General features: G+C 52.2%; 24 protein-coding genes. 4 read left to right on the top strand and 20 right to left on the bottom strand.

The features are described 5' to 3' along the window. Nucleotides 1-34 precede the first annotated feature (34 nt). Nucleotides 35-1,258, top strand: coding sequence for an LL-diaminopimelate aminotransferase (locus tag JWG39_RS09720; RefSeq protein ID WP_205219198.1), 1,224 nt, complete (start codon nt 35-37; stop codon nt 1,256-1,258). 186 nt (nt 1,259-1,444) lie between these two features. Here the strand turns inward: JWG39_RS09720 and ispH are convergent, their stop codons facing one another. The 5 genes from ispH to larE all read right to left on the bottom strand — a co-directional run bounded on the left by ispH (nt 1,445) and on the right by larE (nt 6,200). Next, nucleotides 1,445-2,392, bottom strand: coding sequence for a 4-hydroxy-3-methylbut-2-enyl diphosphate reductase (ispH, locus tag JWG39_RS09715; protein ID WP_205219197.1), 948 nt, complete (start codon nt 2,390-2,392; stop codon nt 1,445-1,447). After that, entirely contained in the window at nt 2,392-3,981 is a 1,590-nt protein-coding gene (gene hisF, locus JWG39_RS09710) for an imidazole glycerol phosphate synthase subunit HisF (RefSeq protein WP_205219196.1), read from the bottom strand. The genes ispH and hisF overlap by 1 nt, the downstream gene beginning before the upstream one ends. A 9-nt stretch (nt 3,982-3,990) precedes the next feature. Further along, nucleotides 3,991-4,578 carry an FmdE family protein gene (locus JWG39_RS09705; protein WP_205219227.1) on the bottom strand — a complete coding sequence of 196 codons (588 nt, stop codon included), beginning with the start codon at nt 4,576-4,578 and terminating at the stop codon, nt 3,991-3,993. A gap of 159 nt (nt 4,579-4,737) precedes the next feature. Next, complete coding sequence (locus tag JWG39_RS09700; RefSeq protein ID WP_205219195.1) at nt 4,738-5,010, bottom strand: HU family DNA-binding protein; 273 nt, start codon at nt 5,008-5,010, stop codon at nt 4,738-4,740. A gap of 326 nt (nt 5,011-5,336) precedes the next feature. Continuing rightward, complete coding sequence (larE, locus tag JWG39_RS09695) at nt 5,337-6,200, bottom strand: ATP-dependent sacrificial sulfur transferase LarE (RefSeq protein WP_205219194.1); 864 nt, start codon at nt 6,198-6,200, stop codon at nt 5,337-5,339. A 108-nt stretch (nt 6,201-6,308) separates the two neighbouring features. Here larE and pheA point away from each other — a divergent pair, with 108 nt between their 5' ends. After that, entirely contained in the window at nt 6,309-7,418 is a 1,110-nt protein-coding gene (gene pheA / locus JWG39_RS09690) for a prephenate dehydratase (protein ID WP_205219193.1), read from the top strand. Here the strand turns inward: pheA and moaA are convergent. Continuing rightward, nucleotides 7,401-8,450 (bottom strand): GTP 3',8-cyclase MoaA, encoded by a 1,050-nt coding sequence (gene moaA / locus JWG39_RS09685; RefSeq protein WP_240192074.1) that lies wholly within the window; start codon nt 8,448-8,450, stop codon nt 7,401-7,403. The two genes, pheA and moaA, sit on opposite strands and share 18 nt — an antisense overlap. 73 nt (nt 8,451-8,523) lie before the next feature. On the opposite strand from moaA, the gene tsaD reads away from it, so the two are divergent. Further along, nucleotides 8,524-9,582, top strand: coding sequence for a tRNA (adenosine(37)-N6)-threonylcarbamoyltransferase complex transferase subunit TsaD (gene tsaD, locus JWG39_RS09680; protein ID WP_338032200.1), 1,059 nt, complete (start codon nt 8,524-8,526; stop codon nt 9,580-9,582). A gap of 345 nt (nt 9,583-9,927) precedes the next feature. Then, nucleotides 9,928-10,827, top strand: coding sequence for a 16S rRNA (adenine(1518)-N(6)/adenine(1519)-N(6))-dimethyltransferase RsmA (rsmA, locus tag JWG39_RS09675; RefSeq protein WP_205219191.1), 900 nt, complete (start codon nt 9,928-9,930; stop codon nt 10,825-10,827). Here rsmA and JWG39_RS09670 read toward each other — a convergent pair. The 14 genes from JWG39_RS09670 to JWG39_RS09605 form a co-directional block, all read right to left on the bottom strand. Beyond that, entirely contained in the window at nt 10,808-11,908 is a 1,101-nt protein-coding gene (locus JWG39_RS09670) for a tRNA-queuosine alpha-mannosyltransferase domain-containing protein (RefSeq protein WP_205219190.1), read from the bottom strand. The two genes, rsmA and JWG39_RS09670, sit on opposite strands and share 20 nt — an antisense overlap. 67 nt (nt 11,909-11,975) lie before the next feature. Continuing rightward, entirely contained in the window at nt 11,976-13,181 is a 1,206-nt protein-coding gene (coaBC, locus tag JWG39_RS09665; protein WP_205219189.1) for a bifunctional phosphopantothenoylcysteine decarboxylase/phosphopantothenate--cysteine ligase CoaBC, read from the bottom strand. Next, complete coding sequence (locus JWG39_RS09660) at nt 13,181-14,581, bottom strand: sugar transferase (protein ID WP_205219188.1); 1,401 nt, start codon at nt 14,579-14,581, stop codon at nt 13,181-13,183. Before JWG39_RS09660 ends, coaBC begins: the two co-directional genes overlap by 1 nt. A 97-nt stretch (nt 14,582-14,678) precedes the next feature. After that, nucleotides 14,679-15,599: a glycosyltransferase family 2 protein gene (locus tag JWG39_RS09655; protein ID WP_205219187.1), complete on the bottom strand. Its 921-nt coding sequence runs from the start codon at nt 15,597-15,599 to the stop codon at nt 14,679-14,681. A 3-nt stretch (nt 15,600-15,602) separates the two neighbouring features. Continuing rightward, nucleotides 15,603-16,433, bottom strand: coding sequence for a glycosyltransferase (locus JWG39_RS09650; protein ID WP_205219186.1), 831 nt, complete (start codon nt 16,431-16,433; stop codon nt 15,603-15,605). Nucleotides 16,434-16,440: 7 nt separating this feature from the next. Then, nucleotides 16,441-17,514 carry a glycosyltransferase family 2 protein gene (locus JWG39_RS09645; RefSeq protein ID WP_205219185.1) on the bottom strand — a complete coding sequence of 358 codons (1,074 nt, stop codon included), beginning with the start codon at nt 17,512-17,514 and terminating at the stop codon, nt 16,441-16,443. Next, nucleotides 17,511-18,482, bottom strand: a complete 972-nt coding sequence (locus JWG39_RS09640; protein WP_205219184.1) for a glycosyltransferase — start codon at nt 18,480-18,482, stop codon at nt 17,511-17,513. Before JWG39_RS09640 ends, JWG39_RS09645 begins: the two co-directional genes overlap by 4 nt. A 281-nt stretch (nt 18,483-18,763) precedes the next feature. Further along, on the bottom strand, nt 18,764-19,447 hold the full coding sequence (gene bioD, locus JWG39_RS09635; RefSeq protein WP_439099712.1) for a dethiobiotin synthase: 684 nt from the start codon (nt 19,445-19,447) through the stop codon (nt 18,764-18,766). After that, on the bottom strand, nt 19,407-20,243 hold the full coding sequence (locus JWG39_RS09630; protein WP_205219182.1) for a methyltransferase domain-containing protein: 837 nt from the start codon (nt 20,241-20,243) through the stop codon (nt 19,407-19,409). The genes bioD and JWG39_RS09630 overlap by 41 nt, the downstream gene beginning before the upstream one ends. 3 nt (nt 20,244-20,246) lie before the next feature. Next, complete coding sequence (locus JWG39_RS09625) at nt 20,247-20,897, bottom strand: DUF452 family protein (protein ID WP_205219181.1); 651 nt, start codon at nt 20,895-20,897, stop codon at nt 20,247-20,249. Then, nucleotides 20,894-22,066, bottom strand: a complete 1,173-nt coding sequence (locus JWG39_RS09620) for an aminotransferase class I/II-fold pyridoxal phosphate-dependent enzyme (protein WP_205219180.1) — start codon at nt 22,064-22,066, stop codon at nt 20,894-20,896. Before JWG39_RS09620 ends, JWG39_RS09625 begins: the two co-directional genes overlap by 4 nt. After that, the gene (gene bioA / locus JWG39_RS09615) at nt 22,063-23,364 is read right to left on the bottom strand and encodes an adenosylmethionine--8-amino-7-oxononanoate transaminase (RefSeq protein ID WP_205219179.1); all 1,302 of its coding nucleotides are present in this window, start codon (nt 23,362-23,364) and stop codon (nt 22,063-22,065) included. Before bioA ends, JWG39_RS09620 begins: the two co-directional genes overlap by 4 nt. 96 nt (nt 23,365-23,460) lie before the next feature. Continuing rightward, nucleotides 23,461-24,507, bottom strand: a complete 1,047-nt coding sequence (gene bioB, locus JWG39_RS09610; protein WP_240192073.1) for a biotin synthase BioB — start codon at nt 24,505-24,507, stop codon at nt 23,461-23,463. A gap of 455 nt (nt 24,508-24,962) precedes the next feature. Continuing rightward, complete coding sequence (locus tag JWG39_RS09605) at nt 24,963-25,910, bottom strand: ACP S-malonyltransferase (protein ID WP_205219178.1); 948 nt, start codon at nt 25,908-25,910, stop codon at nt 24,963-24,965. Between the last annotated feature and the right edge of the window lie 8 nt (nt 25,911-25,918).

Here is a 25,918-nt window from a genome sequence, read left to right as displayed (position 1 = left end):
CACAATTTCATAAATTTGACAACCGGGAAAATCCATGATCACCATCAACGAAAACTATCTTAAACTTCAAGCTTCTTATCTCTTTTCCGATATTGCCAGGCGAGTGGCAAAGTTTCAGCAGGAACATCCAGAAAAGAACGTTATCAAGCTTGGTATCGGCGATGTTACCCGTGGATTGCCGCCAGCCTGTATTGCAGCTTTTCACAAAGCTATTGACGAAATGGCCGATGATTCCACCTTCCACGGCTATGGCCCGGAGCAGGGCTATGATTTCCTCCGTGAAGCCATCGCCAGCCACGATTTTCAGAGCCGTGGCACAGAGATTACCGCCGATGAGATCTTCGTCAGTGACGGTGCCAAATGCGATACCGGTAATATTCAGGAAATTTTTTCCGAAGATATTGTCATAGCCATTCCCGATCCGGTCTATCCCGTCTATCTTGACACCAACGTCATGGCGGGACGCACCGGCGATTTTGTCGACGGCCGTTACAAAGATATTGTCTATCTTGATTGCAACAAAGAAAATGGTTTTGTCCCGGCTCTGCCGGATCGTCCAGCTGATCTGATTTACCTCTGTTTTCCCAACAACCCCACCGGTTCCACCGCCACGAAAGAAGATCTGCAAAAGTGGGTAGATTACGCCAGGAAAAACAAGGCAATCATCCTCTTTGATGCCGCCTATGAAGCTTTTATCCAGGACAGCAGTTTGCCCCATTCCATCTACGAGATTGACGGCGCAGAAGAGGTTGCACTGGAGTTCCGCAGTTTCTCCAAAAGCGCTGGCTTTACCGGTACCCGCTGTGCCTATACAGTTGTCCCGAAAAAATGTGTGGGCTGGGACAAGGCGGGAACCCCCCACAGCCTGCACGATATGTGGAATCGCCGCCACTGTACCAAGTTCAACGGCGTAAGTTATCCCGTACAGCGAGCCGCTGAGGCCGTCTATTCCGAAGAGGGGCAGAAACAGTGTGAAGAGCTGATAACGTTTTATCGCGCCAATGCAGAAGTGGTTCTGCAAACCATGGAAGGACTCGGCTATGAGTGCGTGGGCGGTATAAACTCTCCCTATATCTGGATTGACGGCAAGATGGACTCCTGGGAGTTCTTCGATCTGCTGCTCAACAAAGCTGGCGTGGTCTGTACCCCCGGAGCAGGTTTTGGAACCTGTGGCAATGGATATATCCGCATATCCTCTTTCAACAGCCACGAGAACGTTATCGCCGCAATGAAGCGAGTCAAGGAAGCGTTACGCTGAGAAATACGGGGAAGATATAAAAAAAGCGGCTGCCCGGAAGGGTAACCGCTTTTATTCGTTGGCAAAAAGTTTTTCGCTGTTCCGTCTTTTGCTTTTTCCTGTCTCCTGTCTCCCGTCTCCTTTCTCCTGTTTCCCGTTCCCCTGCCTTTGAATCCGCCAATACAAAATGTAAATGGTATAACGTGTTCAGGACGTTATTTTTTTCGGCAGAAATGTCGCCGCAAAATGGGTATGTTCCTTTACCCCCTTCAACTGCTCTATCTCTACATCACCATACCCTTTCAGCCAGTCAATCACCCCTTTTACCAGTCGCTCCGGAGCCGATGCTCCAGCGGTAATACCGATTCGCCTGATACCTTCAAGCCATTGCGGGTCAATATCGGAAGCGTCATCAATCAAATGCGCCGGGATATTGCGTCGGACTGCCACCTCTTTTAAGCGATTGGAGTTGGAACTGTTTTTCGAGCCGACCACAAAGATCAGTTCGGTACGTTCTGCCAGATCGCGTACTGCATCCTGCCGATTCTGAGTGGCAAAACAAATGTTCGATCTGGGACCGCGAATATCAGGGAAGCGCCGTTTGAGAGTGGTAATAATCCCGGAGATATCACTCTGCGTAAGGGTTGTCTGGGTGACATAGCCAACCTTGAGCGGATTCTCCACCTGTACCTTTTCCGCCTCTTCCACCGATGCCACCACCTGTACACCATCAGACACACGACCCGCAGAACCTTCCACCTCCGGATGATTGTGATGGCCGATGATCAACACATTACAGCCCTCTGCATGATAACGTTCCACCATGCGGTGAACACTGGTAACCAGCGGGCAGGTGGCGTTGACTGACAACACATTGAGATCAGCGGCACACCTCTCCACCGCCTTTGACACCCCGTGAGCACTGAAGATAACAACTCCGCCCTGCGGGACATCGGAAAGATGCTCCACAAAGATGGCACCAGACTCCCGCAATTCTTCAATGACATGGCGGTTATGGACAATCTCATGAAGGACATAAACCGGTTTTTGATACTCTTCAAGACTTTGTTTTACCGTCTCAATTGCCCGTTCAACCCCGGCACAGAAGCCGCGCGGCGACGCGAGCAGAACCTGAAATCTGCGTGGCGCATCCATCAGCGGACCTCCACACCGGCCCGGCGGACCGTATCTTTCACCTCTTGAATCCCCACCTCCCGACGATGAAAAATACCGGCGGCCAGGGCGGCATCGGCATCTGTCTGCTGGAACACATCCACGAAGTGCTGCGCGCTGCCTGCGCCACTGGAGGCAATAACCGGAATGGATACTGCTGCCTTTACCTGACGAATGAGTTCCATATCGAAACCGGCACCGGTACCGTCACGGTCGATGCAGTTCAGCAGAATCTCCCCTGCCCCGAGCGCCTCGCAGGCGGTAACGAGCTGCACGACATCAAGATCGCGTCCTTCACGACCGCCGCTGACAGTACACTGATACCAGCAATATTTTTCACCATCTGCTCCAGGGATAGAGAGCTCCACAACGTGGTGACTCGTCTCTTCCGGCGACTGTACACAGACCCTGCGGGGATCAACCGAGATAACCACAGCCTGGGCACCATAGACATTGAAGATCTGCTCAATGGAACTGGTTCCGGTTTTTTTCCCGGTACGCAGATACTCTTCGGCGGCATACACGGCATCACTGCCGATGGAAACCTTGTCGGCTCCGGCACGAAAATAGGCGGCGGCTACATCAAGTGCCGTGTATTGCTTTCCTTCACTGTCCGTAAAGCTGCGGATTCCACCTCCGATGGTCAAGGGAACAAAAACATTCTTTGAGGTCTCTTTCAGCAGATCAATCATCGGCTGATCTTTCAGCGGGAAGCTGCGAAAACCGGTAATATTGAGAAAGGTAATCTCATCGGCACCCTCTTCAAAGTAACGCTGTGCGAGAGTAACCGGCTTACCGAGGTTGCGCACAGCCCCGCCTGTGCTGTCATCGCGCACGTCGTACTGATCTCCTTTGGTAACCACGAGATCACCGGCATCGTTGGAACGTACGTCAAGACAGGCAATAATCCGTTTCGCCATGCGGGTCTTCATCCGATCCTCACTGCGCAGGCAGAGCGTTTCATTGTCGGAGAGGTAGTTATTGAGGATATTGAGTCCTGGAGTACCACACTTTTCAGGGTGAAACTGAAAGGCCGAAACCCGTCCCCTGCTCACTGCAGAAACGAATTCACAACCGTAGTCGGTGCGTGCAAGAATCCACTCCGCCGGAGTTTCTGCAACCGGGGCATGATAAGAATGAACAAAGTAGAGTTTTTCCCCCTTCCAGCCACCAAAGAGGGGCGAATCCTTTTCCAGCCGCAGACCATTCCAGCCTATCGCCGGCACAGCCAGCTCTCCCTGCGGAAAACGCCGCACCTGTCCAGGAAAGATGCCCAGCCCTTCTACACCCGGCGATTCCTCACTGCCGGAAAAAAGCGCCTGCATCCCGATGCAGATACCGAGAAAAGATTTATCTTCACGAATCCTCCGGCGTAACGGCTCCATATAACCGCGCTTTCGCAGCTGTTCCATGGCAATACCAAAACTGCCCACGCCGGGGAACACCAGTTTTTCTGCAGAGAGAATCTCTTCGGGACGGTTTACATCCTCAATTTCATAACCGAGGCGAAGGATGGCATTGCGAATACTGCGCACATTTCCCGCACCATAATCAAGCAGTGTTACTTTCATACTTTCACCTCATTCATCTTCCAGGGTATAATAAAATCCTTCAGCACATTTTCTACAAAGAATTCTGCCATCCTTCTCCACGTCACGGTGATCCTGTACCCAGTCACCGCAGCTTTCACACTGCACGCGGCGGGTCGGTCGGCCGGGCATGTCAGCCACAGGAATCTCAACCTTCACATGCTCCACCTTGAAGAGTTCCTCCTCCGGCATGATGCGGTAGGCCTCAAGCTGGCGGGCGTATTTATCTTCCATTTCTTTACAATACAGTTTCGATCCCTCACGAGCCTCCTCCAGAGCCGTTATCCGCACCGCCTTCCCTGTCTCCAGATTGACAAAAGTAGCCGCCATGACACCGTGGTCGAGAAATTTCATCGACCTCTTGCCAAGGCTGCAGCCAGTTACCGACTGAATAGCATCGGTGGCACACCTGTCTATCTCGACATAAATGCAGAACTTCTTGCGGTCAACACCTCTGGGCTCTTCAATTTTAATCAGAGAAAGAGCGAGGAGAGACATCCGCACTCCTATCACCTGCCCGGCACAGATATGCCCGTGAACCCGGGTGGACTCTTCAAGCAGTTCTTCAAAGGTTTGCATAGTAGTGAAATAGTGGAGGGGAAATGGAAAAAGGCCATTCCCTGCGGGAACGGCCTTTTTGAAATAATGTTTCTCTCCCGAAGAGAGCAGCGAGAACATATTTCTTGAGCTTACCGGAGAGAAATCCGGGCTGCATGCCCCGGCAATCCGGGTGCTGAATCAGTTTACAGCGTCAGACAGCTTGGAGCCAGCTTTGAATTTAACAATGTTACGAGCCGGGATGTCGATAGCCTTGCCGGTCTGGGGATTGCGGCCGGTGCGTGCTTCGCGCTTGGACACAGAGAAAGTGCCGAAGCCGACGAGGGTAACCTTGTCACCTTTTTTCAATGTCTCTGCAATAGTGGCAAGAGTGCCGTTTAGAGCCTTTTCGGCATCTGCTTTGCTGATGTCTGCAGCATCAGCAATACTTTCGATAAGTTCTTTCTTGTTCATGATTCCTCCCTGCGGGTTCTTCTTGTGCCGGACACCGACATGGCCTCCGACCGTTTGAATAATACATCCATTTGTTTCTGCTTTACGTAAACAATATTGCCTGCACTCTTCTCATCCGTCAAAAGCATGCTTTCAATGGAACAAGAACAAAAATTGGAGAGATGTTGAATAATTAGATATTTCAAGATTCTCTTAAAAACGCCGGAACCCTTTATCTGCGGGCTATTGCGCTTATAAGAAGGCACCATAATTGAATAGCCATAACGAATCAAGAAAAAATTTGTACCCGGCACGCCCTCATACTGATATTTTTACTTTTTTCAGCATTACCCACGGTTGCAAAAGGTTATTCTCCCTTTTTTGCACTCGCTGAAAGATTCAGATTGTATAAGAGGTATGAGAATAGCGCGAATCTCCGGGGTAATATTTTGTTTTTCTGCTGTTTCATCTTTTTTTCCCCATAATTCAAGGAGGATACCTCCGACTACAGGTTTTACCCGCGCCAGTGGCAACCCCAGCTTTTTCAATGCTGTCTCTGCCCTGGCTGTAAGCTCAAGGGCCTCTCTGGTGATCTTTTTACCCGTCGGCAGACGTGTGGCAAGGCAGGAATCTGAAGGCAAAGAATAATGAGATAAATGAAACACTTCTGCCAGCTGTCGCACCTCTTTTTTACTCATCCCGACATCCGCCAGCGGCGTGAGGATACCCTCTTCCGCCACAGCCTGCAGACCAGGCCGAACCTCAGAAAGATCATCTTTATTGGTGCCGTCCAGCAGTACTGCAGCCCTCAGGCTGGCAGCTATGGGTTTCAAACTGGTATAAAGATTTTTTTTGCAGATATAGCAGCGCGTCTCATCGTTGACCGCAAAACCTTCATAGAGCAGCGGATGAAGCATGACCTCAACCAGCTCCCCGAGTTCTGGAAAATTTTCTGTATAGATTTGCTGTACCATTCTCTGATGTACAGGCGCCTCAAGAATCGACTTTCCGTGAATGGCCACGACATTTTTTGCCCCGAGAGCCTCAACGGCCAGCCTCAGCAGGAGGGTAGAATCCACCCCGCCGGAAAAAGCCACTGCCACCCGGTTATGAAATCGCAGACTCCCAAACAGAGTTTCACAGACCTCTTTCAAGGTGTCATTCTTAAATATTATCGGGCTTTCCTTGACAGACAGCGTTTCATCTTTCATATTTCACATTATCCAGAACAGATTCTCTTAAGGTACCTTGAGGTCTTTCTCACGGAGCAAAACGACTGCTCCAGGTTTTTCGTTTCTTCCTTCAAACCATATAAATTCATGCCAGAGCAGAAAAAAAAGATCGGCACCGTCCGCAACGACATTGACACTATCGACAACACCATCCTTGATCTCCTCAAAAAGCGTCTTGATTGTGCTAAAGAAATCGGCAGATTGAAAAACAACGAAAAACGGGCCAAATGGGACCCGCTGCGGGAGAAACAGATCTATGATCGTCTCCTTGCCACCAACGCCGGAATCTTCCCCGAGGATGCTCTGAAATCAATTTTTCATGAAATCATTACCACCTGCCGCCTCTCTCAAAAGAGAGTAGAAGTCGCATTTCTCGGCCCCGAGAGCACCTTCAGCCACCTGGCCGGAATGGAGAATTTTGGCCATTCCGCAGATTACAAAGCCTGCGAATCCATTGATGAGGTCTTTGCTGAGGTAGAAAAAGGCCGCACCCAGTATGGCATAGTCCCGGTGGAAAATTCAATCGAGGGGGCTGTTTTCTCCACTCTCGACTGCTTCATGAAATATAACGTAAAAATCTGCGGCGAAGTAAACCTCCAGATCAGCTATAATCTCGTTTCCAGATCCGGCAATATTGAGGATATCCAAACCGTCGCCTCCCACTCTCAATCGCTGGCTGAATGCCGCGGATGGTTGCGCAAACAACTGCCGAATATCCCGACCCTGCCGGTATTTTCTACCGGAGAGGCAGCGCAGATGGCCGCGAACAATCCGAGTACAGGTGCCATCGCCTCCTCACTGGCCATCAAAACCTATGAATTGCAGGTTGTCGTCAAAGGGATAGAGGACAGACCGGGCAACACCACCCGCTTTCTGGTTATCGGCAAGGAATCTCCGGCACGCAGCGGAGCCGATCGAACCTCCCTGCTCCTCGGCCTCATGGACCGTCCCGGAGCCCTCAGTGAAATTCTCACCGTTATCTCAGAGATGAATATCAATCTGGTCAAGATTGAGTCTCGTTCCATCAAAGGGAAGCAGTGGAAGTTCCTCTTTGTCCTCGATATGCTCGGTCATATTGAAGATCCGATCATAGCCGAAACCGTGAAACGCCTGCATGAGAAATGTTCGTGGTTTGAGTGGCTCGGCTCCTATCCGCAGTTCAACCCGCGGCAGGCAGATTCAGCCACCGATCTTTGACATGCCGCCACTGCAGTGACTCTTCTCGACAACATCCTGAACTGTACTCAACTGGTGGCCTTTTGGTTTATTGAAGATTGCGTCGCGAATGGCATTGCGTATAACGTCGTCACTAACATTACCGCGAAGCAGAACACGCAGATCTGTTTCAATATCGTGCAGCAGACAGGGGCGTAACCGCCCCTCTGAAGTAAGCCGCAGGCGGGTACACTGGTCACAAAAATGGTGGCTGATCGGGCTGATAAAACCAAGCGTCCCTTCCCGGCCCCCGGAACTGAAAGTATAGAGTTTTGCCGGGCCGGAACTGCGTTGTTTCTCAGAGGGCTCCAGTGAACCAATGGTACGTATCTTTTTCATTATATCATCGGAATCGCAGAAACGGCACTGGCTCCAGCTCCCTGCATCCCCGGCAGGCATAAATTCAATAAAGCGTATCTGAAAAGAATGCTCAAGGGAAAGACGGGCGAAATCGAGGAACTCATCATCATTGATTCCTTTCATGGCCACGGCGTTCAACTTCACCTTAAAACCAAGACGTTCCACCGTACAGATCGATTCCCACACCTTGTCAAAATAGTCCCGCCCGGAGATCTGCTTGAATTTATCCCGCTGCATGGTATCAAGGGAAACATTGACCTGATGCACCCCGGAGGCCAGCAGGTCTTCGGCATACTCTCCAAGCAGAACGCCGTTGGTTGTCACCAGAACCTGATTAAGACCATCTATTTTTGACAGCTCCTTAATAAAATCAAGAATTCCACGCCGCACCAGAGGCTCGCCACCAGTAAGGCGGAGCTTGCTCATTCCCATTTCTACGGCGACACGCACCACGCGCAACAGTTCTTCATAGCTGAGGAGTTCATCATGGCGCAGGAATTTTCCGTGTTTTATCGGCTTTCCGTTACCATCGTGCTCTGGCATACAGTACATGCAGCGCAAATTGCAGTGATCTGTGACAGAAAGACGCAAATAGGAGATTGTTCGGGAAAACTGGTCGACAAGAGGGGAAATAGATTGTATTTTCTCGCTCATATTCATGTCCTCAAAGTATTGTGAAAGGAAGATTTGTAAGATACCACCCACATACTACTGCAGAAATCCCGCCGTGCAAGCGGATAAAAGGAAACCCCTGAAGACCGTCTCCCCCCCTACGCCAATGCTTACCCTTGCTATAGAAAGTTCCTGTGATGACACCGCCGCAGCGGTAATGAATGACAATCGTCTGCTTGCCAGCCTGCGCAGCGGCCAGGAGGATATCCACAGTCGTTTCGGCGGTGTGGTTCCGGAACTCGCGTCCCGGGAACATCTCAGGGCTGTCCAGCCGCTCACCGAAGCGACCCTGCAGGAAGCCGGTGTCTCACTTGCCGATATTGAACTGATTGCGGCCACCCGGGGACCAGGTCTCGTCGGTTCGCTGCTGGTGGGCTTCAGCTTTGCCAAGTCGATATCCTATGTTACCGGAATTCCGTTTGTATGTGTGGATCATCTGGCTGGGCACATTCTCTCTGCCTTTCTCAACGAAACTGGCCCGGATTTTCCCTGCGTATCTCTGACTGTAAGCGGAGGTACCTCGGCGATTTACCTTGCGGAGAGTTTCACCCGTTTCCGCTGTCTCGGCCGCACCCGCGACGACGCCGCTGGAGAGGCTTTTGACAAGGTGGCAAAACTTCTTGGCCTCCCCTATCCGGGCGGCCCACAGGTGTCAAAACTGGCGACAGAGGGAAACCCCGCTGCCTTCAAGTTTCCCCGCTCCTGGCTCGGAGATTCCTTCGACTTCAGTTTCAGCGGCCTGAAGACCTCCGTACTTAACCGGGTCAACCGTTTTCGTCAGAAAGGAGAAGAGGTTCCCGTCAACGATATCTGTGCCTCCTTTGAGGCCGCAGTGGTAGAGGTCCTGACCGTGAAAACCCTCAAGGCAGCCCTGAAAAACGAAGTTAAGGATATTACCATCGGTGGCGGCGTCAGTGCCAATCTCGCCCTGCGCGAATCTCTGGCCAGGGAATGCACAAAAAACGGCATCAAATTTCACGCCCCGCAGCTCGCCTTCTGCACCGACAACGCTGCAATGATCGCCCTCGCCGGACAACATCAGTTTGCTGAAAACGGGGCCTGTGAGAACCTGCTTGATACAGACGTCTATTCACGCTCTCCTCTCGGACAGTAGGGTCCCTTGAATAATCAAGGTTCCCAGTAATCAAATACATTCTGGAAACAGTACTGTCATACCCTTTACATTTTGTATTGGCGGATTCAAAGGCAGGGACGGGAAAAGGGAGACAGGAGACAGGAAAAAGCAAAAGATTTCCGTAGAGACGAGCAATTTGGGTGTCTCAGGCACAACGGACGCTTCAACCATGAGATCATTTTACTGCCTGTTTATCCATTCGTAATCACCAAAAAAGATGTCCACGCAGTTGCGTTCTCTGGTCAATAAAAAATGTGATTGGTCTTACTGTCACAATGAGAAATAAAAGATACCCTAAAGATAAAACAAGAAAGGATATAACTTATGACGCAGTATGGAAAGCAGGCGTATGATACCCTGCAGAAATACCATCTTGCCCCCAAAAAACGCTTTGGGCAGAACTTTCTTGTCCATCGGACCACAGCAGAAGCCATCGTCGCCGCAGGCGATATCAAGCCGGAAGAAACCATCGTAGAGGTAGGCGTAGGGCTCGGCGCTCTCACCCTGCCACTTGCCAAAACAGCAAAGCGGGTCTGCGGCTTTGAGATCGACAGCGGAATTGTACGCTTTCACCGCCAGGCGAATGACCTGCCGGAGAACGTCACTCTCATCCACAAAGATTTTCTTGATGTAGACCTGAAAGAGGTGTGCAGCAGTTGCGCCAGCGAGAGTGGCAGGTTGAAGATTCTCGCCAACCTGCCCTACTCTATCTCCAATCCCTTCATCTTCAAGCTGGTCGACAGCGCCCGCTATATTGAGAGCGTCACGGTCATGCTGCAGAAGGAGGTGGCGTTGCGTCTCGCGGCACAACCGGGCAGCAAAGAGTATGGCGTGCCGACCATCCTGCTTGCCTCCTGCGCCACAGTGAAACAGAAACTGCTGCTCCGGCCGGACGAGTTTTATCCGAGGCCAAAGATTGATTCCATTGTCATCACTATTAATTTTGGCAGCACCGCTCCCGGCATCCCCCCGCAGGAGAGCTACAGCTATCCCCTCTTCAAAGAGATCGTCCGCACCACCTTCAACCAGCGGCGCAAAACCATTGGCAATACCTTCGCCAATGTTCCCACCCTGCGCAGGCTGGTCGACACAGATCGAAATGCGGCAAAGACGCTGGCCGCCGAACTCCTCAAAAAAGCGGGGATTGATCCAGGCACCCGTCCTGAAACTCTCCCCGTAGAAAAGTTTATCGAACTGAGCCGGATTATGGGCTCAGCACTGTAAACAACCATTTCTCATAATCAGTGGCAACGGCCTGCCAGGAGAAGCGCCGGGTCAACTTAACCGCTGTCGCTGCAGAGAGTTTCCGGGGCATGCAACAGTGCTGAATCAGACGTTCAACCAGCTCCCCTTCACCATAGAGATTTTCCTGCGGGAAGAGTTCAGGATAGGAAAGACGAGCTGGCAGAAGAGGTACACACCCTGCGCGAACCGCCTCAATGACGGCAATACCGTAAAACTCATGCACTGCGGTTGAGACCACCATCGTTCCTTTGCCAAGCAGATGCAGATACTCTTCCCTGCTCTCGACAAAGCCGCAGTGGAGCAAATTCCCTGCAAACTCCTCTTCCACCCCGTTAAAACAGACGGGGTGGAAGCGAAAGGACTGCCCGAGAAGCAACAGCTTGAACGGCACGTCCTGCGCCTGCAGTACCCGCAATGCACTGAAAAACTCTTCCGGGTTCTTATCTGCCTCCCAGCGGTGATTCCAGACAATCACAGCTTCTTCACTTTCCTGCACCGATGCCTCCACACAACTAAGGGTAATTCCCGGAAAAATAACCCGACTCTTTGCCCGTAATTTCTCTACCGTATCAGGAAAACTCATGTCCGCAGCCTTTTTCAGCAGGGAGGCGACACCAGCGAGAAAGCTCTGCCGATTAAACTCCGAGTTAAAGGCCAGCGAATCGGCCGCGAGGGCTGAGTTGAAATTGATCCCGGTGAACTGAAAAAATCCCGGGTCTTTCAGCTGAGAGGGATACGCAAATTGATTTTCGTGGAAATAGAGACAAAAACGGGTGTGGGGGGCCCAGCCGGGAAGCATGGCAGTGAGAGCGCGAAGTAAACCGAGATCAACAAAGGTGGAGGCAAGAAGGGTGTCAAAGCAACGCTCTTCCAGCGGCATTTTTTCCAGTTCACCAATCAACCATGGAGCAGCAAGCTGCATGCGCATTTTCCACTTGCGTGCTGGCAGTACAAGAAAGACAAAGTCAGCATCCAGATGTTGGATCAACCCCTCAAGGAACTGCTGATGAGAACCACCGAAGTAGGGCTCCACAACCAGAACACGCCGCCGCCTGCTCATCGTTTCTCCTTTTTACGTAAATACATTTCCAGCATCGAAGAGACGCCGACGCAGATCTCTCTTAAATTCAGGGCGTGCAACGGAGAGCAACCACGCGGTCAAGGATGCGGTCTGCTGTCTCCAGCTTGGAGATCAGGGGCAGCCTTTCCTCTCCGCCGTCACGGTCAAGCAGCAGGATACGGTTGGTCTCACTCTCAAAGCCGGCATCACTGGCACTGATATCATTGACACAGATGAGATCCAGGTTTTTTTTCGTCAGCTTTCGCCTCCCCTCCGCCTCAAGATTGCGGCTTTCTGCCGCAAATCCCACGAGGATCTGCCCCTTCGGCTTCTTCTCACCGAGAGCAAAAAGAATATCCGGATTCTGTACGAGCCGCATCTCCGTCTCAATATTCTCCTTTTTCACCTTGTGCGGAGCAATATTCTCCGGTCGATAATCAGAAACTGCCGCAGCCTTGATAATTACCCCTGCATGCGCCGACTCTGCCATCACCGCATCGTGCATCTCTCTGGCCGTCTCCACCCGCTTCAACGTCACCAGCGGCGGTGCCGGCAGACTTGACGGACCACTGATCAGCATAACCACCGCACCCCGTCGGGCCGCAGCTGTGGCAAGAGCGTACCCCATTTTGCCGGAGGAACGGTTACTGAGGAAACGCGCAGGGTCAATAGCTTCCCGCGTCGGCCCGGCGGTCACAACCACCCGCATCCCGGCAAGATCCTGCCTTGAGAGCGCCGCAGCGAGGTATTCCTGCGCATCCTGCCACTCCACCAGCCTGCCCTTTCCCACCTCGCCACAGGCCATGCTCCCGGATGCAGGTGCCACAACTGTCCAGCCGGATTCCCGCAGCTTTTTCAAGTTTTCCTGCACAGGCAGGCTGGCAAACATCTGCACATTCATTGCTGGAAAAAGAAGCTTCGGGCAGCGGGCGACAAGGGCAACCGTGGTCACCAGTGTGTCAGCCATCCCATGGGCAAGTTTGGCGATGATGTCCGCCGTAGCGGGTGCGACCACAAAGATATCCGCCTCACGACCGAGATCTATATGGGCCATGGAACCATCTGCAGCGCCGTCGAACATTGCACTGTAAACTTTCCGGCCCGAGAGAGAAGCAAAGGTCAGCGGAGTGACAAAGCGCTCCGCTGCCGGGGTCATCGCGACATCGACCAGTGCCTCCATCTTCGTCAGTGTACTCACCCAGCCCGCCACCTTGAAGGCTGCAATGGAACCGCAGACTCCGACCACCACATTTTTTCCAGTAAAAACAGTCATCAACAGGCCCCCTTGCCGGTGAACATGCACGCCACCGTCTTGACAATAATCTTGATATCGGTCCACAGAGAGAAATTAAGGATATACCAGTCATCAATTTCAACCCGCTCCTGATAATCATCTACGTTGGAACGCCGCCCCACCTGCCAGGGACCGGTGATACCGGGTTTCATTGAGCAGTACAACCCTGCACTCTCTTTATAGAAATCGGTCAGTTCATCACCAACCACCGGCCGCGCGCCGACCACACTCATCTCTCCCCTGAGCACATTGATAAACTGCGGCAGTTCATCAAGGCTGGTTTTGCGTAGAAAACGGCCTATAGGGCTGATCCGCGGGTCATTCTTCAACTTAAAGGAAGTTTCCCATTCCTTCCGCAACGCCGGTTTTTCCTTGAAAATTTTCTCCAGCATTTTATCCGCACCGACACGCATGGTACGGAATTTCAAGCATTTAAAATTCTTGCCGGTGGCAGTAATGCGCGTATGACCATAAAAAATCGGCCCGCCGTCCGCAAGCTTTATCGCCAGTGCAATAAGCAGGGTAAGCGGCAGTGTGCCGCAAATGGCAGCGAGGGAAAAGATGATGTCAAAACTGCGCTTCCACTCAGTGTTGGGATTAAAGTTGAGGATAAGCATGCTCCCGAGAGACTGCACTTCGGCATGGTGCAGGCCGTAGAGATAGAGGTCGGGAATAAGATAAATCCGAGCCCCAAGACTGCGGCACTCACGCAATATCTTGAAGATCTTGCGTTCCGCACGCATGGGCAATGCAATATAGACATAATCCACATCGTGCACTTTGAGGTAGGTAGTAATGTCAGCGGTGGTCCCGAGCACCGGTTTACCATAAATCTCCGGCGGTTCTTCTGCTTCTCCCACCTCTCCATACGGCCGCAGATCGAGTTTATCGTCAAAAAAGCCGATAACCTCGATCCCCGTCCACGGCATCGACTCCACCTCTGCAAGCAGGTTCCGCCCCAGTTCCCCTCCACCGACCACCACCGCACGCCGCACATTTTTTCCACGGGAACGGAAGCTGCGCAGCAGTTTACGGGCAAAGGTATGCAGCGTAAAGACGAGCACAGGCGTGGTTACCGACCAGATGAGGATAACAAAACGGGAGTAGGCGTGGGAGATCTTGAAAATGAAAAAGTAGAAGAGAAGAACCCCCACTACCGTTGCCCAGGCACGCAGGATAACGACAAACTCGAGAAAAAATTTCCACCCGCGCCAGGAACGATAGAGTTGAAAGGACTGAAAACTGATGAAGGTGGCAACTCCGGTAAGAACCATCAAGCGGGTATACCATATACTCCATGGGACATGGAACCAGTGCACCAGTCCCCAGAGATAGACAACAATCAGCAGACAATCGACAAGGTGGAGCAATCTGGCCATGAGCGAGCTCTGCTCACGAAGATTCGTTGTAATCATTCTATTCCGAATATCAGTACGTTGAAAACAACAGTTTATGGGTACCCATCATTGAAAGAGCCTAACGCTGCCACCAGCGCCGGTTCATACTCATGCTGCGACAGAGAAAGAGCGGCAGGCGGTACCAGTTGCCACCGCATTTATACCCAAGGAATTTCATCCCGTTGCGGAGGAACCAGTCCGGTACCAGCCAGTATTTCTGCAGGGCAGCGATATTCTGTAGAGAGAGACGGATATAACTGCCGCCGATCCTCGTTGCCCCGCCAAAGGAATCCAGCAGCCAGCGCTCCCGTTCGTGCAGAACACCTATATCAAAGCTGCGCCGGAATTCACCCGCAATACTGTAATTATGACTGTGATACACGCCAGCCTCAGCACAGTAGGCGACCTTCCAGCCGGCAAGAAGCAGACGGCCAAGAGCACAGGTATCTTCACCAAAGATCAGCCCGTTGCGAAAGCAGCCGTTGGCGAGAAGCAGCTCGCGCTTCCAGACAGAAAAGGAGTTGGAGAGAAAAGCCGTCTTCAGGCCCCGCCGACGCCGATCATCATAACTCCGCACCTCAGAGACCTCAGGATAGTTGAAGCTGCGGAGAAAAGCGGACTGCAGCGAAGCTCCTTCTTTCGGCAATTGCCGGCCATAGGCACAGGCAATATTTTCCTCTGCATGAAGTGCCGTCAGCAGCAGTTTAAAGGCCTGTTCATTCGCCGGAATGGCATCCTGAGTAAGAAAGAGCACCACGTCTCCGGCTGCCTCCCGCACCAGCATGCTTCTCGTTCCGCCATGGTCAAATTCATCACGATCGACGGGAATCACCCGCGCACCGTGCTGCCGACAGATCTCGCGACTGCCGTCCTTTGATGCGGTATCGGCGACGATCACCTCGAACGGCTGCAGAGTCTGCGCAGCAAGGGCTGTAAAAAGTGCGGGCAGCTCTTTTGCTCCGTTGCGGACAGGGATAAGAACAGAAATTCGTGTCATCATCGTTTACACCCTGCCAAATCGCACCAGCAGATATTTCGCCAGTGCCCAGAAAATATATGGCGACGGATGCCGCACGTACAGCCGCACCTCGTTTTCCGCAGCCATTATCCGTTTTGAGATCGGCATCACCGAACGCTCTTCCGCCCATCCCCGACTGTGCAGCACCCGTGCCTGCGGCAGATAACGGAGTTTCCAGCCACGGGCACGCAGGCGCAGACTCAACTCAATATCCTCTTTATAGAGAAAGAAGGAAGGATCAAAGAGCGTGCTGTCCTCTTTCCACAAATCCTGCAGAGCGGCGGGATGACAAACCATAAAGGCACCGCAGACAGCGGGAACCTCTCTGTCCTCCATATACTGTCCGACATCCATTTCCCCCTGGCCCCGGTCATACCAGCGACCATACCAGCGGCGGAATATCCCGGTGGAGTCCAGCCGTCCCGTCAACTCTCCGTCCCTGTTGCAGCCAAGCAGGCGACCGCCAACCACCCCGACATCCTGCACAGAATGGAGTGCGTGCAATGCAGCCTGCAGAGTACCCGTTTCAACAAAGGCGTCAGGATTGAGGAAGACTACCGCATCATTGGAGTCGATATCTGCGGAAAGCTCAGAGAAGGCACGGTTATTGGCAACAGCGAAACCAACATCACCACAGAAGAGAAGCTGCAGGGGGAAGGGGGACCTCTCAACGAGGGTCTTAAGGAAGCGGTGATCGGCAGAGCCGCTGTCAGCAAGGATGCATCTCACTTCACTGCCGCAGGCGGCAAGAGAATCAAGACAAAGGGGCAATACAGCTTCGGAATCGTGGCTGACGATAATAATATAACAAGTCACAATGCAGTCAGCAGAAGAGTTTCAGATACAGCCGCAGCAGACGATTACTCCTGCCGTTTTCATTCCGCCGGGCCATGATGGAGGCAACAGCCTCCCGCTCCGAATCGACGATACGATTACCGAGAAGACGCAACTCCTCCCGACTCATATCAGCAGAATGTTCGCGGTGTTTACCGTAAAAGAGACTGAGAGAACGCGGCGACAAGGCCTCGCATACCCCGCGAAACCAGGGGACAAATACACCTTTTTTTATGCAGAACAACAGCCATATACATTGATAAACAATAATTGCCGGCAAAAAACGGAGAAAGAGCCGACCGGGATAATTCTTCACCATCAGGTTGATATTATTGCGGGTGGAGAGACGGATGGTCAGCTCGTTGAATTTTGAGCCGCTGGTGGCACTGCCGATATGATATATTTTTGCTTCGCAGAGAAAGACACAACATGCCCCGGCCCGGGCCGCTCTCAGGTTGAGATCAACATCCTCCACATAGGCGAAAAAATCTTCATCAAAGCAGCCGACGCGCTCAAAAAAACGCCTGCTGTAAAGGGCAGCCCCGGCACAGGCACCAAAACAGAGACGATCAAAGCTGTAACGTTCGCCGTCATGCTCCATCACGCCAAGACGATATCCCACTCCACCACGCAGTATGGCGTCCCCTGCCCCGTCAAGCAACTCCCGGTTGTAGAAGTTATACATTTTCAACGCAAAGAAGTCAGCGTCAGGGAAGTCCACCATTCCTTCAAGGAGCTTCAGCAGGCAGTTTTTCTCAACTTCCATATCGTTATTGAGCAGCAGAATCCACGGTGCCCGGGCCTTGCGAATCCCGGCGTTGACTGCTGCACTGAAACCACGGTTTTTCGAGTAAGAGAGTACCCGTACGGCAGGGTAATCCCGTGCCAGCATGCCCAGCGAATTATCCGTGGAACCGTTATCCACCACAGTTATCATGAAATTTTGATAACTCTGCCCGGAAAGTGAATTGAGGCAGTCGCCAAGCATCTTCGCCCCGTTCCAGTTCGGAATGACAATTTCAAAGGAAGGATTGCCGGTTACTCTGTCATCCGACGAAATCATGAACGGCTGCTCTCGCCCCCTTCGTCACCATCACGAAGCACACTTCTCACATAATAGATTGGTTTATTCTGCGACTCGTGGTAGGTCCGCGCCTGCAGTTCGGCAATCAGTCCCAGGGATACAAACTGGAAACCGAGGATAATCAGCAGGATGGCAAGCAGCAACATCGGCCGGTTGGAAAGCCCAATGCCGTAAAACTCGCGCTGGACCGTCATCACCAGAGCGATGAGAAAGCCGCTTCCACCAGAGATAAGTCCCATCATTCCAAAGACTTGAATCGGTCGCGTCGCGTAGCTGAGCAGAAATTTGACCGTCAGCAGGTCAAGGATTACGTGCACGGTACGGGCAATACCGTATTTTGTACTGCCGAAGCGCCGGGCACGATGGTTAACCTTCACTTCGGTAAATTTAATGCCGATACCGCTGGCGAGAGCCGGAATAAAGCGATGCATCTCTCCGTAGAGGTGCAGCTCTTTGATCACTTCGCGCCGGAAGGCCTTCAAGGTGCAGCCGTAGTCGTGCAGACGGACTCCAGTGGTTTTGGAAATCAGTTTGTTGGCGATAATCGACGGCAGACGACGGTTGATAAAGGTATCCTTGCGGTCGTAACGCCAGCCGGTAACCACATCATAGCCCTCTTCAATTTTGGAGATCAGTTTGGGAATATCTGCGGGATCGTTCTGCAGATCGGCATCCATGGCGATGATGATCTCGCCGCGGGCGAAGTCAAACCCGGCGGACATGGCAGCGGTCTGTCCAAAGTTGCGGCGGAAATTGATCACCACCACCCGTTTGTCTTCCCCGTGCATTCCGGCAAGGATAGCAGCACTGCCGTCAGTGCTGCCATCATTGATAAAAATCAGCTCATAGTCCACATCAAGGGGATTGAGGGCACCTTTCAGCTCTTCAAAGAGAACAGGAAGGCTCTCCTCTTCGTTCAACAGGGGAATGACTACTGATATTTGCACGTATTTCTCCACAAACTGTTTCTGCCGCCTGACCGGCACCATTTATAAAGACAGAAATACGAAATATCAACATGTTATTTCGTATTTATTGAATATATTCAAAAAGCTCTGCACTGAATACTTTAGGGTACCTTGAATAATCTTGTATTTTGTTCATATTCGAGGCACAGAAAGAAATTTACCACAGGTATATGTCTGATATTCCGAGGATAAATTTTTGACTGTAACGAAGAAGATGGGCAAAAGACTGATTATTCAAGGTTCCCTTTATAACATCCTGCTCAGCAGCCGTTACCCAGAAACCTGAAATCGGGCTGTTTCTTACCGACACTCTGCAGAGTAAGAACCGGAGCAGCAAAGCCGAAGCGCCACAAATAGCGCTCTATCATCGTGCGGCTGTCTTCTACAATTGCCGGAGCCACATTGCAGCCGTGCACATTGTAAAGGACCGCCGCAATATTAATCTCCCGCCATTTACACAATTCCAGGGCGCCAAGGGTGTGATTAATGGAACCAAGACGCGGGCTGGTAACCAGCAGCAGCGGATATCTCTTCTCCATCAGCCAGTCGATGAAGAGAAAATCGCGCCGCAGCGGAACAGAAAGGCCCCCGGCACCTTCGAGCAGCAGGATATCGTACTGCTCCAGCAATTTCCGGGATGCTTCCTCAATTTTCTTCAGATCAATTTCCTTCCCCACCAGAGAAGCAGCAAGATGCGGTGAGCAGGGGTCGGGGAAGACGCCGGGACAGGTGAGTCCGGAACGATCATTCTCCGTCGGCTCTATCCCCATCAACTGGCGATGGACAAGAATATCTTCGCTGATACCAGTGCAGCCGGTCTGTACAAACTTTTGCGTTATCACGGAGCATTTGGCCTGCTGCAGCGCTGTGGCAACAATTCCAGTGGCAACGGTCTTGCCTATGTCAGTGTCTATGCCCGATACAACATATACTTTTTTCATCAAGGTACCCTTTACTTTTCTCAACCACAAAAAAATGGGCCCGCCATGTAACAGGCAGTCCTTCGGCAGTGCCAAACTGGTCACGGTACTGTTTCTCAAAACGGGAGAGTGAAGCACGTGTCCAGTGTACACGGCTCAGCCCGCCCACGCCGGTATTGCGAATGTGACGAAACAATGCCAGCAGGGAAGGGAAATAACTGCGCTGCCGGACAGTTTCTTCAGCCAGAATGGTAAAATCTTTCAGCATGGCCGAGAGCTGCGGACGGTGAAAATAGTGCAGACCACGCCCGGAGAGTGCGGTAATTTCCCCCATGGTTCCCGGCGCAAAGATAGAGAAAGCCATAATTCCACCAGGAAGCAGTGACTGATAAACATGTTCAAACAGGGTTGGCAAGTCCTCAATCCACTGCAGGGTTGAGGAGGAGAGTACCAGTTGAAGCTTCTCAGGCAACTCCAGCGTCTCAATATCGCCGGCAAGAGATTCAACGAGGCAGGGTGCAGCATGCAGTCTCTGGACTGCATAAGTACAAAGTTCTGACGCAATATCATTAAGATAAAGATGTTCCGGCATGCGGCTCGCCACAAGACGTTCCGCCAGCCAGCCGGTACCACAGCCGACCTCAAGCACCCGGCCCCACGAGACATCGTCAGTATATTCACAGACCATTTCAAGCAGTTTCTGCGCAAGAGCAAGCTGTACCCCGGCATGCTTTTCGTAGGTGCTGAGACTCGCGGCAAAGGAACTGGCAATAAGAGCCTTATCGGGAACCGGAGCAGTTTGAGACGGCTTTCGCGACATACGTCATCTCTGTAGGTTGAGCAACTCTTCCCAACGGGAAAAGCTGAAGAAAGGATAGTGGCCTCCCTCCATTTCATGTACAGGTGTCCCCTGCCAGAAACGAAGCTGATTGACCGTAGGCATGATGCGATCTTTTCGGGCAACAACTGCCAGATCATAGAAATTCTCCGCCTCATCCCGGCGGTGTGCCCAGTAAAACTCAAGTTCTTGACGCTGATCCTCCAGCTTCCGTGCGGGTGGCTGCAGGAGAAAATTTTTCAATATGTCCTGCCTTCCGCACATTCTACGGTAAAAACCAAGGCGACTTTTCTCATCAAAGTGCTGCAGAGTACCACGAAAGAGCACTTCCGGGATACCAAAATCATCATCAACGGGTTTGAGTGTACCGTTGACGGCAATTTTTCGTTCATAGTCGATATTATACATGAGTCGCGCTGCCATCCATACCCCCATCGACCAGCTGATAAGGTTGCGCCGGGCGTACCCTTTAATGGCCGCTTCAACGTCTGGAGGCAATATAAAGTCAGTGAAATCAGAGAGAATCAACAGATCACCGGCAAAGGTGAGATGCTCAACCACTCCGGCATCCATTCCCCAGCCGTTACAGAAGACAAGCAGGTTCTGATGACCGTTTCGTCTCCACAGCGCCTTCATCGCCGAACCTCCTCCGCAATAAGACCGGGCAGTGCCTGCAGGTCACTCCACCGCATCCCTGCAGTAAGCGAGAGTCGAAAGCGGCTGGTTCCCACAGGCACCGTCGGCGGACGAACGGGGAAAATAAGGAAACCCGCCTCCCGCATCCGCTCTGCAAGGCGTACCGTTTCGGCATCCTCACCAATAATCACCGGCACAATGCTGGTCTCACCGTCAGTGTGCAGCCCCTGTTTACGTAAATCATCGCGCAGCGCTGCTGCCAGCGACTGTAAATGTGCACGCGGCCCATCCATCTGCACCATCTGTTCAAAGGCAAAGAGATTCCAGCGAATAATCACTGGTGGCAGTGCGGTGGTAAAGATGAGCGAACGGGCACTGTTCACCAGCAGGTCACGCAACTGGCAGCTGCAGACTACAAAACTGCCCATGGAGGCAAGAGCTTTGCCAAAGACACCGATAAGGAAATCAATCTCGCCTGCCAGTCCACATTCGACAGCTTTGCCAAGCCCGTTTTTTCCAAAAAGACCAAAGGCGTGGGCTTCATCAAGATAGAGTTCACAATCAAACTCTTTTTTCAACCGTACCAGCTCGGCGATGTCGGCCACGTCGCCGTCCATGCTGAACACCGATTCGCTGACAATCACTGCCCGCTCCGCCTCTCCTCTGTGTTTCTCAAGCAGGGAGCGTAACTGCGCGTAATCAAGATGGCGGTAGCGTTTCAGCGTCGCCTGAGAGAGACGCGTGCCGTCAACGATGGAGGCGTGATTCAGTTTGTCTGAAAGGATAAGATCCCGTTTGCCAAAAAGCGCTGGCAGGATACCTATATTTATGTGGTAACCAGAGTTGAAGAGCAGTGCAGCCTCAGCGCCGTAACACTCCGCGAGACGCGCTTCAAGGCGGTGGGCCACAACGTTATCCCCTGAGAGCAGCCGGCTGGAGGTGCTCCCGGGAGAAAAACTCTCCATGCGGTTGCTCTCAGTCATCTCCGCGTAAAAACAGGCCAGCATCTCCTCATCCCCGCCGATACTGAGATAGTCGTTGGAGGAGAGGTTCAGAAGACTCTGCCCGTCCAGCATTACCCGGGCCCCGGCACGAGCGCCAAGGGGACGAAAATCCCGAAGTCGACCGAGCTCCGCCAGTTCACGCAGCACATCACTGCGCTCTTTCATATTTTGCCCTCCAGCTCTACCACCTCACAGATGGCCCCGGTAAGGATCTCAAGCTCAGAATCAGTCATCACAAAAGGTGGCATGACATACACCAGTCGACCAAAGGGACGCACCCACACCCCGCGATCGACAAAGAGCTGCTGGCAGCGAGCCATATCTACCGGTTTTTCCATCTCCACCACACCGATGGCCCCCAGTACGCGCACCTCCTTCACCCCGACCATTTCGGCACAGGGCGTGAGCCCGGCACGCAGCCCGCGTTCAACACGGCTGACATTGGCCTGCCAGTTCGTTTCCTGCAGCAGATCAATGGATCGGCAGGCAACCGCGCAGGCGAGAGGATTCCCCATGAAGGTCGGCCCGTGCATGAAGACCCCGGGATTTCCCGGCCCTTCAAGGGAAACTCCATGTCCAACCTCCTCCGTGGTCAGCACCGCAGCCAACGACATGCAGCCGCCAGTTATCGCCTTGCCGACACACATTATATCGGGGGTAATTTCTGCATGTTCACAGGCAAAAAGTCGGCCGCTGCGACCAAAGCCGGTAGCAATTTCATCGGCAATCAGCAGCACGCCATAGTGATCGCAGAGACTGCGCAGACGACGCAGATACAAGGGATGATAAAAGCGCATTCCCCCTGCCCCCTGCACCACCGGTTCAAGAATCACAGCGCAGAGGCTCTCCGCGTGCTGTTCAAGCAACTTTTGCATTGGAGCAATATCGAGTTCATCCCACTCCCCGGAAAAGGGAATCTGCGGAGCATCGGCAAAAAAATATTCCGGCAGGATACCTTTATAGATCGAGTGCATGCCGGTTTCGGGATCGCAGACCGACATGGCGTGAAAGGTATCACCGTGATAGCCGTTGCGAATGGTGAGAAAGCGATTTTTCCCCCGCTGCCCCCGTGCAAACCAGTATTGAATGGCCATCTTCATCGCCACTTCAACTGCCACTGAACCGGAATCTGCGAGAAAAACCTTCTCCAGCCCCGCCGGAGTCATATCAACAAGGCGACTGCACAACTCAATCGCCGGTTTATTGGTAAGACCGCCAAACATGACATGGGAGAAGGAGTCAATCTGCTCCTTAAGCGCCCTGTTGAGTTCCGGATGATTGTAACCATGGATAACCGCCCACCACGAGGCCATGCCGTCAATAAGGCTGCGACCGTCTTCAAGGGTGATGCGGCAGCCCTCTGCCCCCGTCACAAGGAAGACGGGCAGCGGATTGGTCAGCGAGGTGTAGGGATGCCATATATGTTCGCGATCGAAGTCAAGAGAGTGTTCAGGAAGTTTCATAGAGAGATATTCCGGCAGAATTTCAGAGGTGAGGGGCGTCGATTGGCAAAGCCGCTGTAGAGAACGTTGGAATTCAGGGTTCCTTTCAAGGTCCCTTCAGTTAAAGACGAACCCGAGCCGTTTAAACATCGCCACATCCCCGACCAGTCCATTACCTGCAGTGGTCAGATAATTGCCGACAATAGCCCCTCCTGCTCCGCCCAGAAAGAGTTTTTCCTGTTCGTCGCCGAGGTGGTTCCGCCCGCCAGCAATACGAATCACCGCCTGCGGCAGAATGAGTCGAAACATGGCGATGGCAATCAACGCATCTTCCCGGGATATGGGTTCCATCATTTCGAAAGGGGTTCCCTTGATCGGCATGAGAATATTGATCGGCACAGAGTCCACCCCGATCTCTCTCAGCTCAAAGGCCATCTCCAGCCGCTGGGCCAGACTCTCACCAAGACCGATGATCCCTCCAGAGCAAAGAGACAACCCCGCCTCCTTCGCGATCCCCAGTGTCTCTACTTTTTCTTCCCAGGTGTGGGTCGTGCAAACTTTGGGGAAGTAGTCGCGACAGGTCTCAAGGTTGCAGTGATAGCGACTGATACCCATCTCTTTAAGCAGGTGTGCCCGTTCAGGAGTGAGAAAGCCCATAGAGGCGCAGAGCGCGAGAGATGTCTTTTCCATCAGGGTATGGCACAGCGGTGCAAAAAGAGTACGGAGATCCTCGGCACTCACATGGTGCCCCGCCGTGACGAGGGAAAATCGGCCCACATGGTGTGCCTCGTTTTCCCGGGCGAGAGCCAGCGTTTCTTCCTCTGTGACGCACCTGTAACTTTCCACTTCCACGTCGTAGTGGGAGGATTGAGCACAAAATCGGCAGTTTTCGCTGCATTTGCCACTGCGGGCGTTGATGATGGAGCAAAGATCGAAATGGTTGCCATGGAAATGGCGGCGCACCATATCGGCAACGCCAAGAAGGGACGTCAAATTATCGGCATTTCCCTGGGCGGAGCGGGCAAGTTCAAGGGCCTCGTCAAACTCCAGACGACCGCCCTTCTCTATCATTGTACGAATCTGATTATACATGGCTTCTTCCTGTTTTCTGTTCTGGGTACCTTGAATAACCAGTTTTTCGCCCATCTTCTTCGTTACAGTCAAAAATTTATCCTCCGACAAAGCGAGGAACGAGACGTCGAGAGATCGAACATTGCTCTAATAAATTTTCTCCTGTGCCTCGAATATGAACGAAATACAAGCTGTTTCAAGATACCCTTCTGTAAAAGATTTCATACCATTTACATTTTGTATTAACCAGAGAACGAGTAAAGATAGAACAACAGCAATTCTCTGTTTAATTTTAAAATCTTTTTTAAAGTTTTTTGCCTTTATTCGCATGTTTAGAGCTTTCCTTTGGCAAAAAGTTTTTCGCTGTTCCGTCTTTTGCTTTTCCCTGTCTCCCGTCTCCTTTCTCCTGTCTCCCATCCCCCCTGCCTTTGAATTCGCCAATAGAAAGTGAAAATGGCATTGAGTAAGGTCACAACTTAATAGGAATGGTCTCACTCCCCTTCCAAAGAGGAAGGGAGGCGGGGCAGGAAACCGATGAAAGGGAAAACTCAGATTTCCAGTTTCTCCACCACCTTCTCCAGTCCTTCCGGAGTGTCAAACTGCAGAGCGGTCACCTTCACCCCGCGCGGTACAATCTTTTTCATCATCCCTTTAAGAACTGTTTTCGGTCCAATTTCGATAAAAGTATCGGTGCCCTCGGCAATCATGCGGGTGATAATTTCACACCAGCGAACCTTGGAAGCGATTTGACGGGACATCATTTCTTTCATCCGTACAGGGGCATACTCTTTCTGTGCAGAAACGTTGAAATAAATTGGAACCAGCGGAATATTGAACCTGATATCATCCAGAAAGGCAGTGAAATCAGGAATAGACCCGGCAACAAGAGGACTGTGGTTGGCGACGGAAACTTTCAGTGGAATAATCTTCGCACCGGCCTCCACAAGGCCTGGCTCAACACCATTCAGTCCTTCCATGGAGCCGGATATAACCGTCTGCTGCGGAGTATTGTGGTTGGCGGCAACTACCACACCGTCACCTTTATACTCACGCAATATCTCTTCCACTTTGTCAATAGTAAGACCAAGCACGGCCCGCATCCCACCTGGATGGGCAGCACCTTCACGGCCCATCAGCTCACCGCGTTTTGTTACGAGACGCAAAGCGTCATCGGCGGAGATAACTCCGGCGGCAAAAAGTGCGGAGTATTCTCCAAGGCTGTGTCCGGCAAAGGAGTTGATTGCCATTTTGCCTCCGACAGCCTCACGAAAGGCCTGCCAGCAGACAAGGTTGGCAACAGTGATCGCCGGCTGTACGATATCCGCCGGAATCAGAGCCTCCATCGGCCCCTCGTCACTCAGTCTGGCCAGCGGTTTACCAAGCACCTTCTCAGCGTTATCCATGATGGAAGCACAGGCTGCGCTCTTGTCCCGAAATTCTCTGGCCATACCAATTGACTGCGAACCCTGGCCCGGAAAAAGAATAGCAATTTTCATCTGTTGTC

It is taken from the genome of Desulforhopalus vacuolatus, from assembly GCF_016918505.1.
Taxonomy (GTDB): domain Bacteria; phylum Desulfobacterota; class Desulfobulbia; order Desulfobulbales; family Desulfocapsaceae; genus Desulforhopalus; species Desulforhopalus vacuolatus.
The sequence above is the reverse complement of the archived record's forward strand: the minus strand, read 5'-3'. Positions and strand labels throughout refer to the sequence as shown.

Excerpts from the sequence above, each read along its gene's own strand:
- JWG39_RS09720 (WP_205219198.1), top strand. The coding sequence starts at position 35 with ATGATCACCATCAACGAAAACTATCTTAAACTTCAAGCTTCTTATCTC.
- ispH (WP_205219197.1), bottom strand. The coding sequence starts at position 2,392 with ATGGATGCGCCACGCAGATTTCAGGTTCTGCTCGCGTCGCCGCGCGGC.
- hisF (WP_205219196.1), bottom strand. The coding sequence starts at position 3,981 with ATGAAAGTAACACTGCTTGATTATGGTGCGGGAAATGTGCGCAGTATT.
- JWG39_RS09705 (WP_205219227.1), bottom strand. The coding sequence starts at position 4,578 with ATGCAAACCTTTGAAGAACTGCTTGAAGAGTCCACCCGGGTTCACGGG.
- JWG39_RS09700 (WP_205219195.1), bottom strand. The coding sequence starts at position 5,010 with ATGAACAAGAAAGAACTTATCGAAAGTATTGCTGATGCTGCAGACATC.
- larE (WP_205219194.1), bottom strand. The coding sequence starts at position 6,200 with ATGAAAGATGAAACGCTGTCTGTCAAGGAAAGCCCGATAATATTTAAG.
- pheA (WP_205219193.1), top strand. The coding sequence starts at position 6,309 with ATGCCAGAGCAGAAAAAAAAGATCGGCACCGTCCGCAACGACATTGAC.
- moaA (WP_240192074.1), bottom strand. The coding sequence starts at position 8,450 with ATGAGCGAGAAAATACAATCTATTTCCCCTCTTGTCGACCAGTTTTCC.
- rsmA (WP_205219191.1), top strand. The coding sequence starts at position 9,928 with ATGACGCAGTATGGAAAGCAGGCGTATGATACCCTGCAGAAATACCAT.
- JWG39_RS09670 (WP_205219190.1), bottom strand. The coding sequence starts at position 11,908 with ATGAGCAGGCGGCGGCGTGTTCTGGTTGTGGAGCCCTACTTCGGTGGT.
- coaBC (WP_205219189.1), bottom strand. The coding sequence starts at position 13,181 with ATGACTGTTTTTACTGGAAAAAATGTGGTGGTCGGAGTCTGCGGTTCC.
- JWG39_RS09660 (WP_205219188.1), bottom strand. The coding sequence starts at position 14,581 with ATGGCCAGATTGCTCCACCTTGTCGATTGTCTGCTGATTGTTGTCTAT.
- JWG39_RS09655 (WP_205219187.1), bottom strand. The coding sequence starts at position 15,599 with ATGATGACACGAATTTCTGTTCTTATCCCTGTCCGCAACGGAGCAAAA.
- JWG39_RS09645 (WP_205219185.1), bottom strand. The coding sequence starts at position 17,514 with ATGATTTCGTCGGATGACAGAGTAACCGGCAATCCTTCCTTTGAAATT.
- JWG39_RS09630 (WP_205219182.1), bottom strand. The coding sequence starts at position 20,243 with ATGTCGCGAAAGCCGTCTCAAACTGCTCCGGTTCCCGATAAGGCTCTT.
- JWG39_RS09625 (WP_205219181.1), bottom strand. The coding sequence starts at position 20,897 with ATGAAGGCGCTGTGGAGACGAAACGGTCATCAGAACCTGCTTGTCTTC.
- JWG39_RS09620 (WP_205219180.1), bottom strand. The coding sequence starts at position 22,066 with ATGAAAGAGCGCAGTGATGTGCTGCGTGAACTGGCGGAGCTCGGTCGA.
- bioA (WP_205219179.1), bottom strand. The coding sequence starts at position 23,364 with ATGAAACTTCCTGAACACTCTCTTGACTTCGATCGCGAACATATATGG.
- JWG39_RS09605 (WP_205219178.1), bottom strand. The coding sequence starts at position 25,910 with ATGAAAATTGCTATTCTTTTTCCGGGCCAGGGTTCGCAGTCAATTGGT.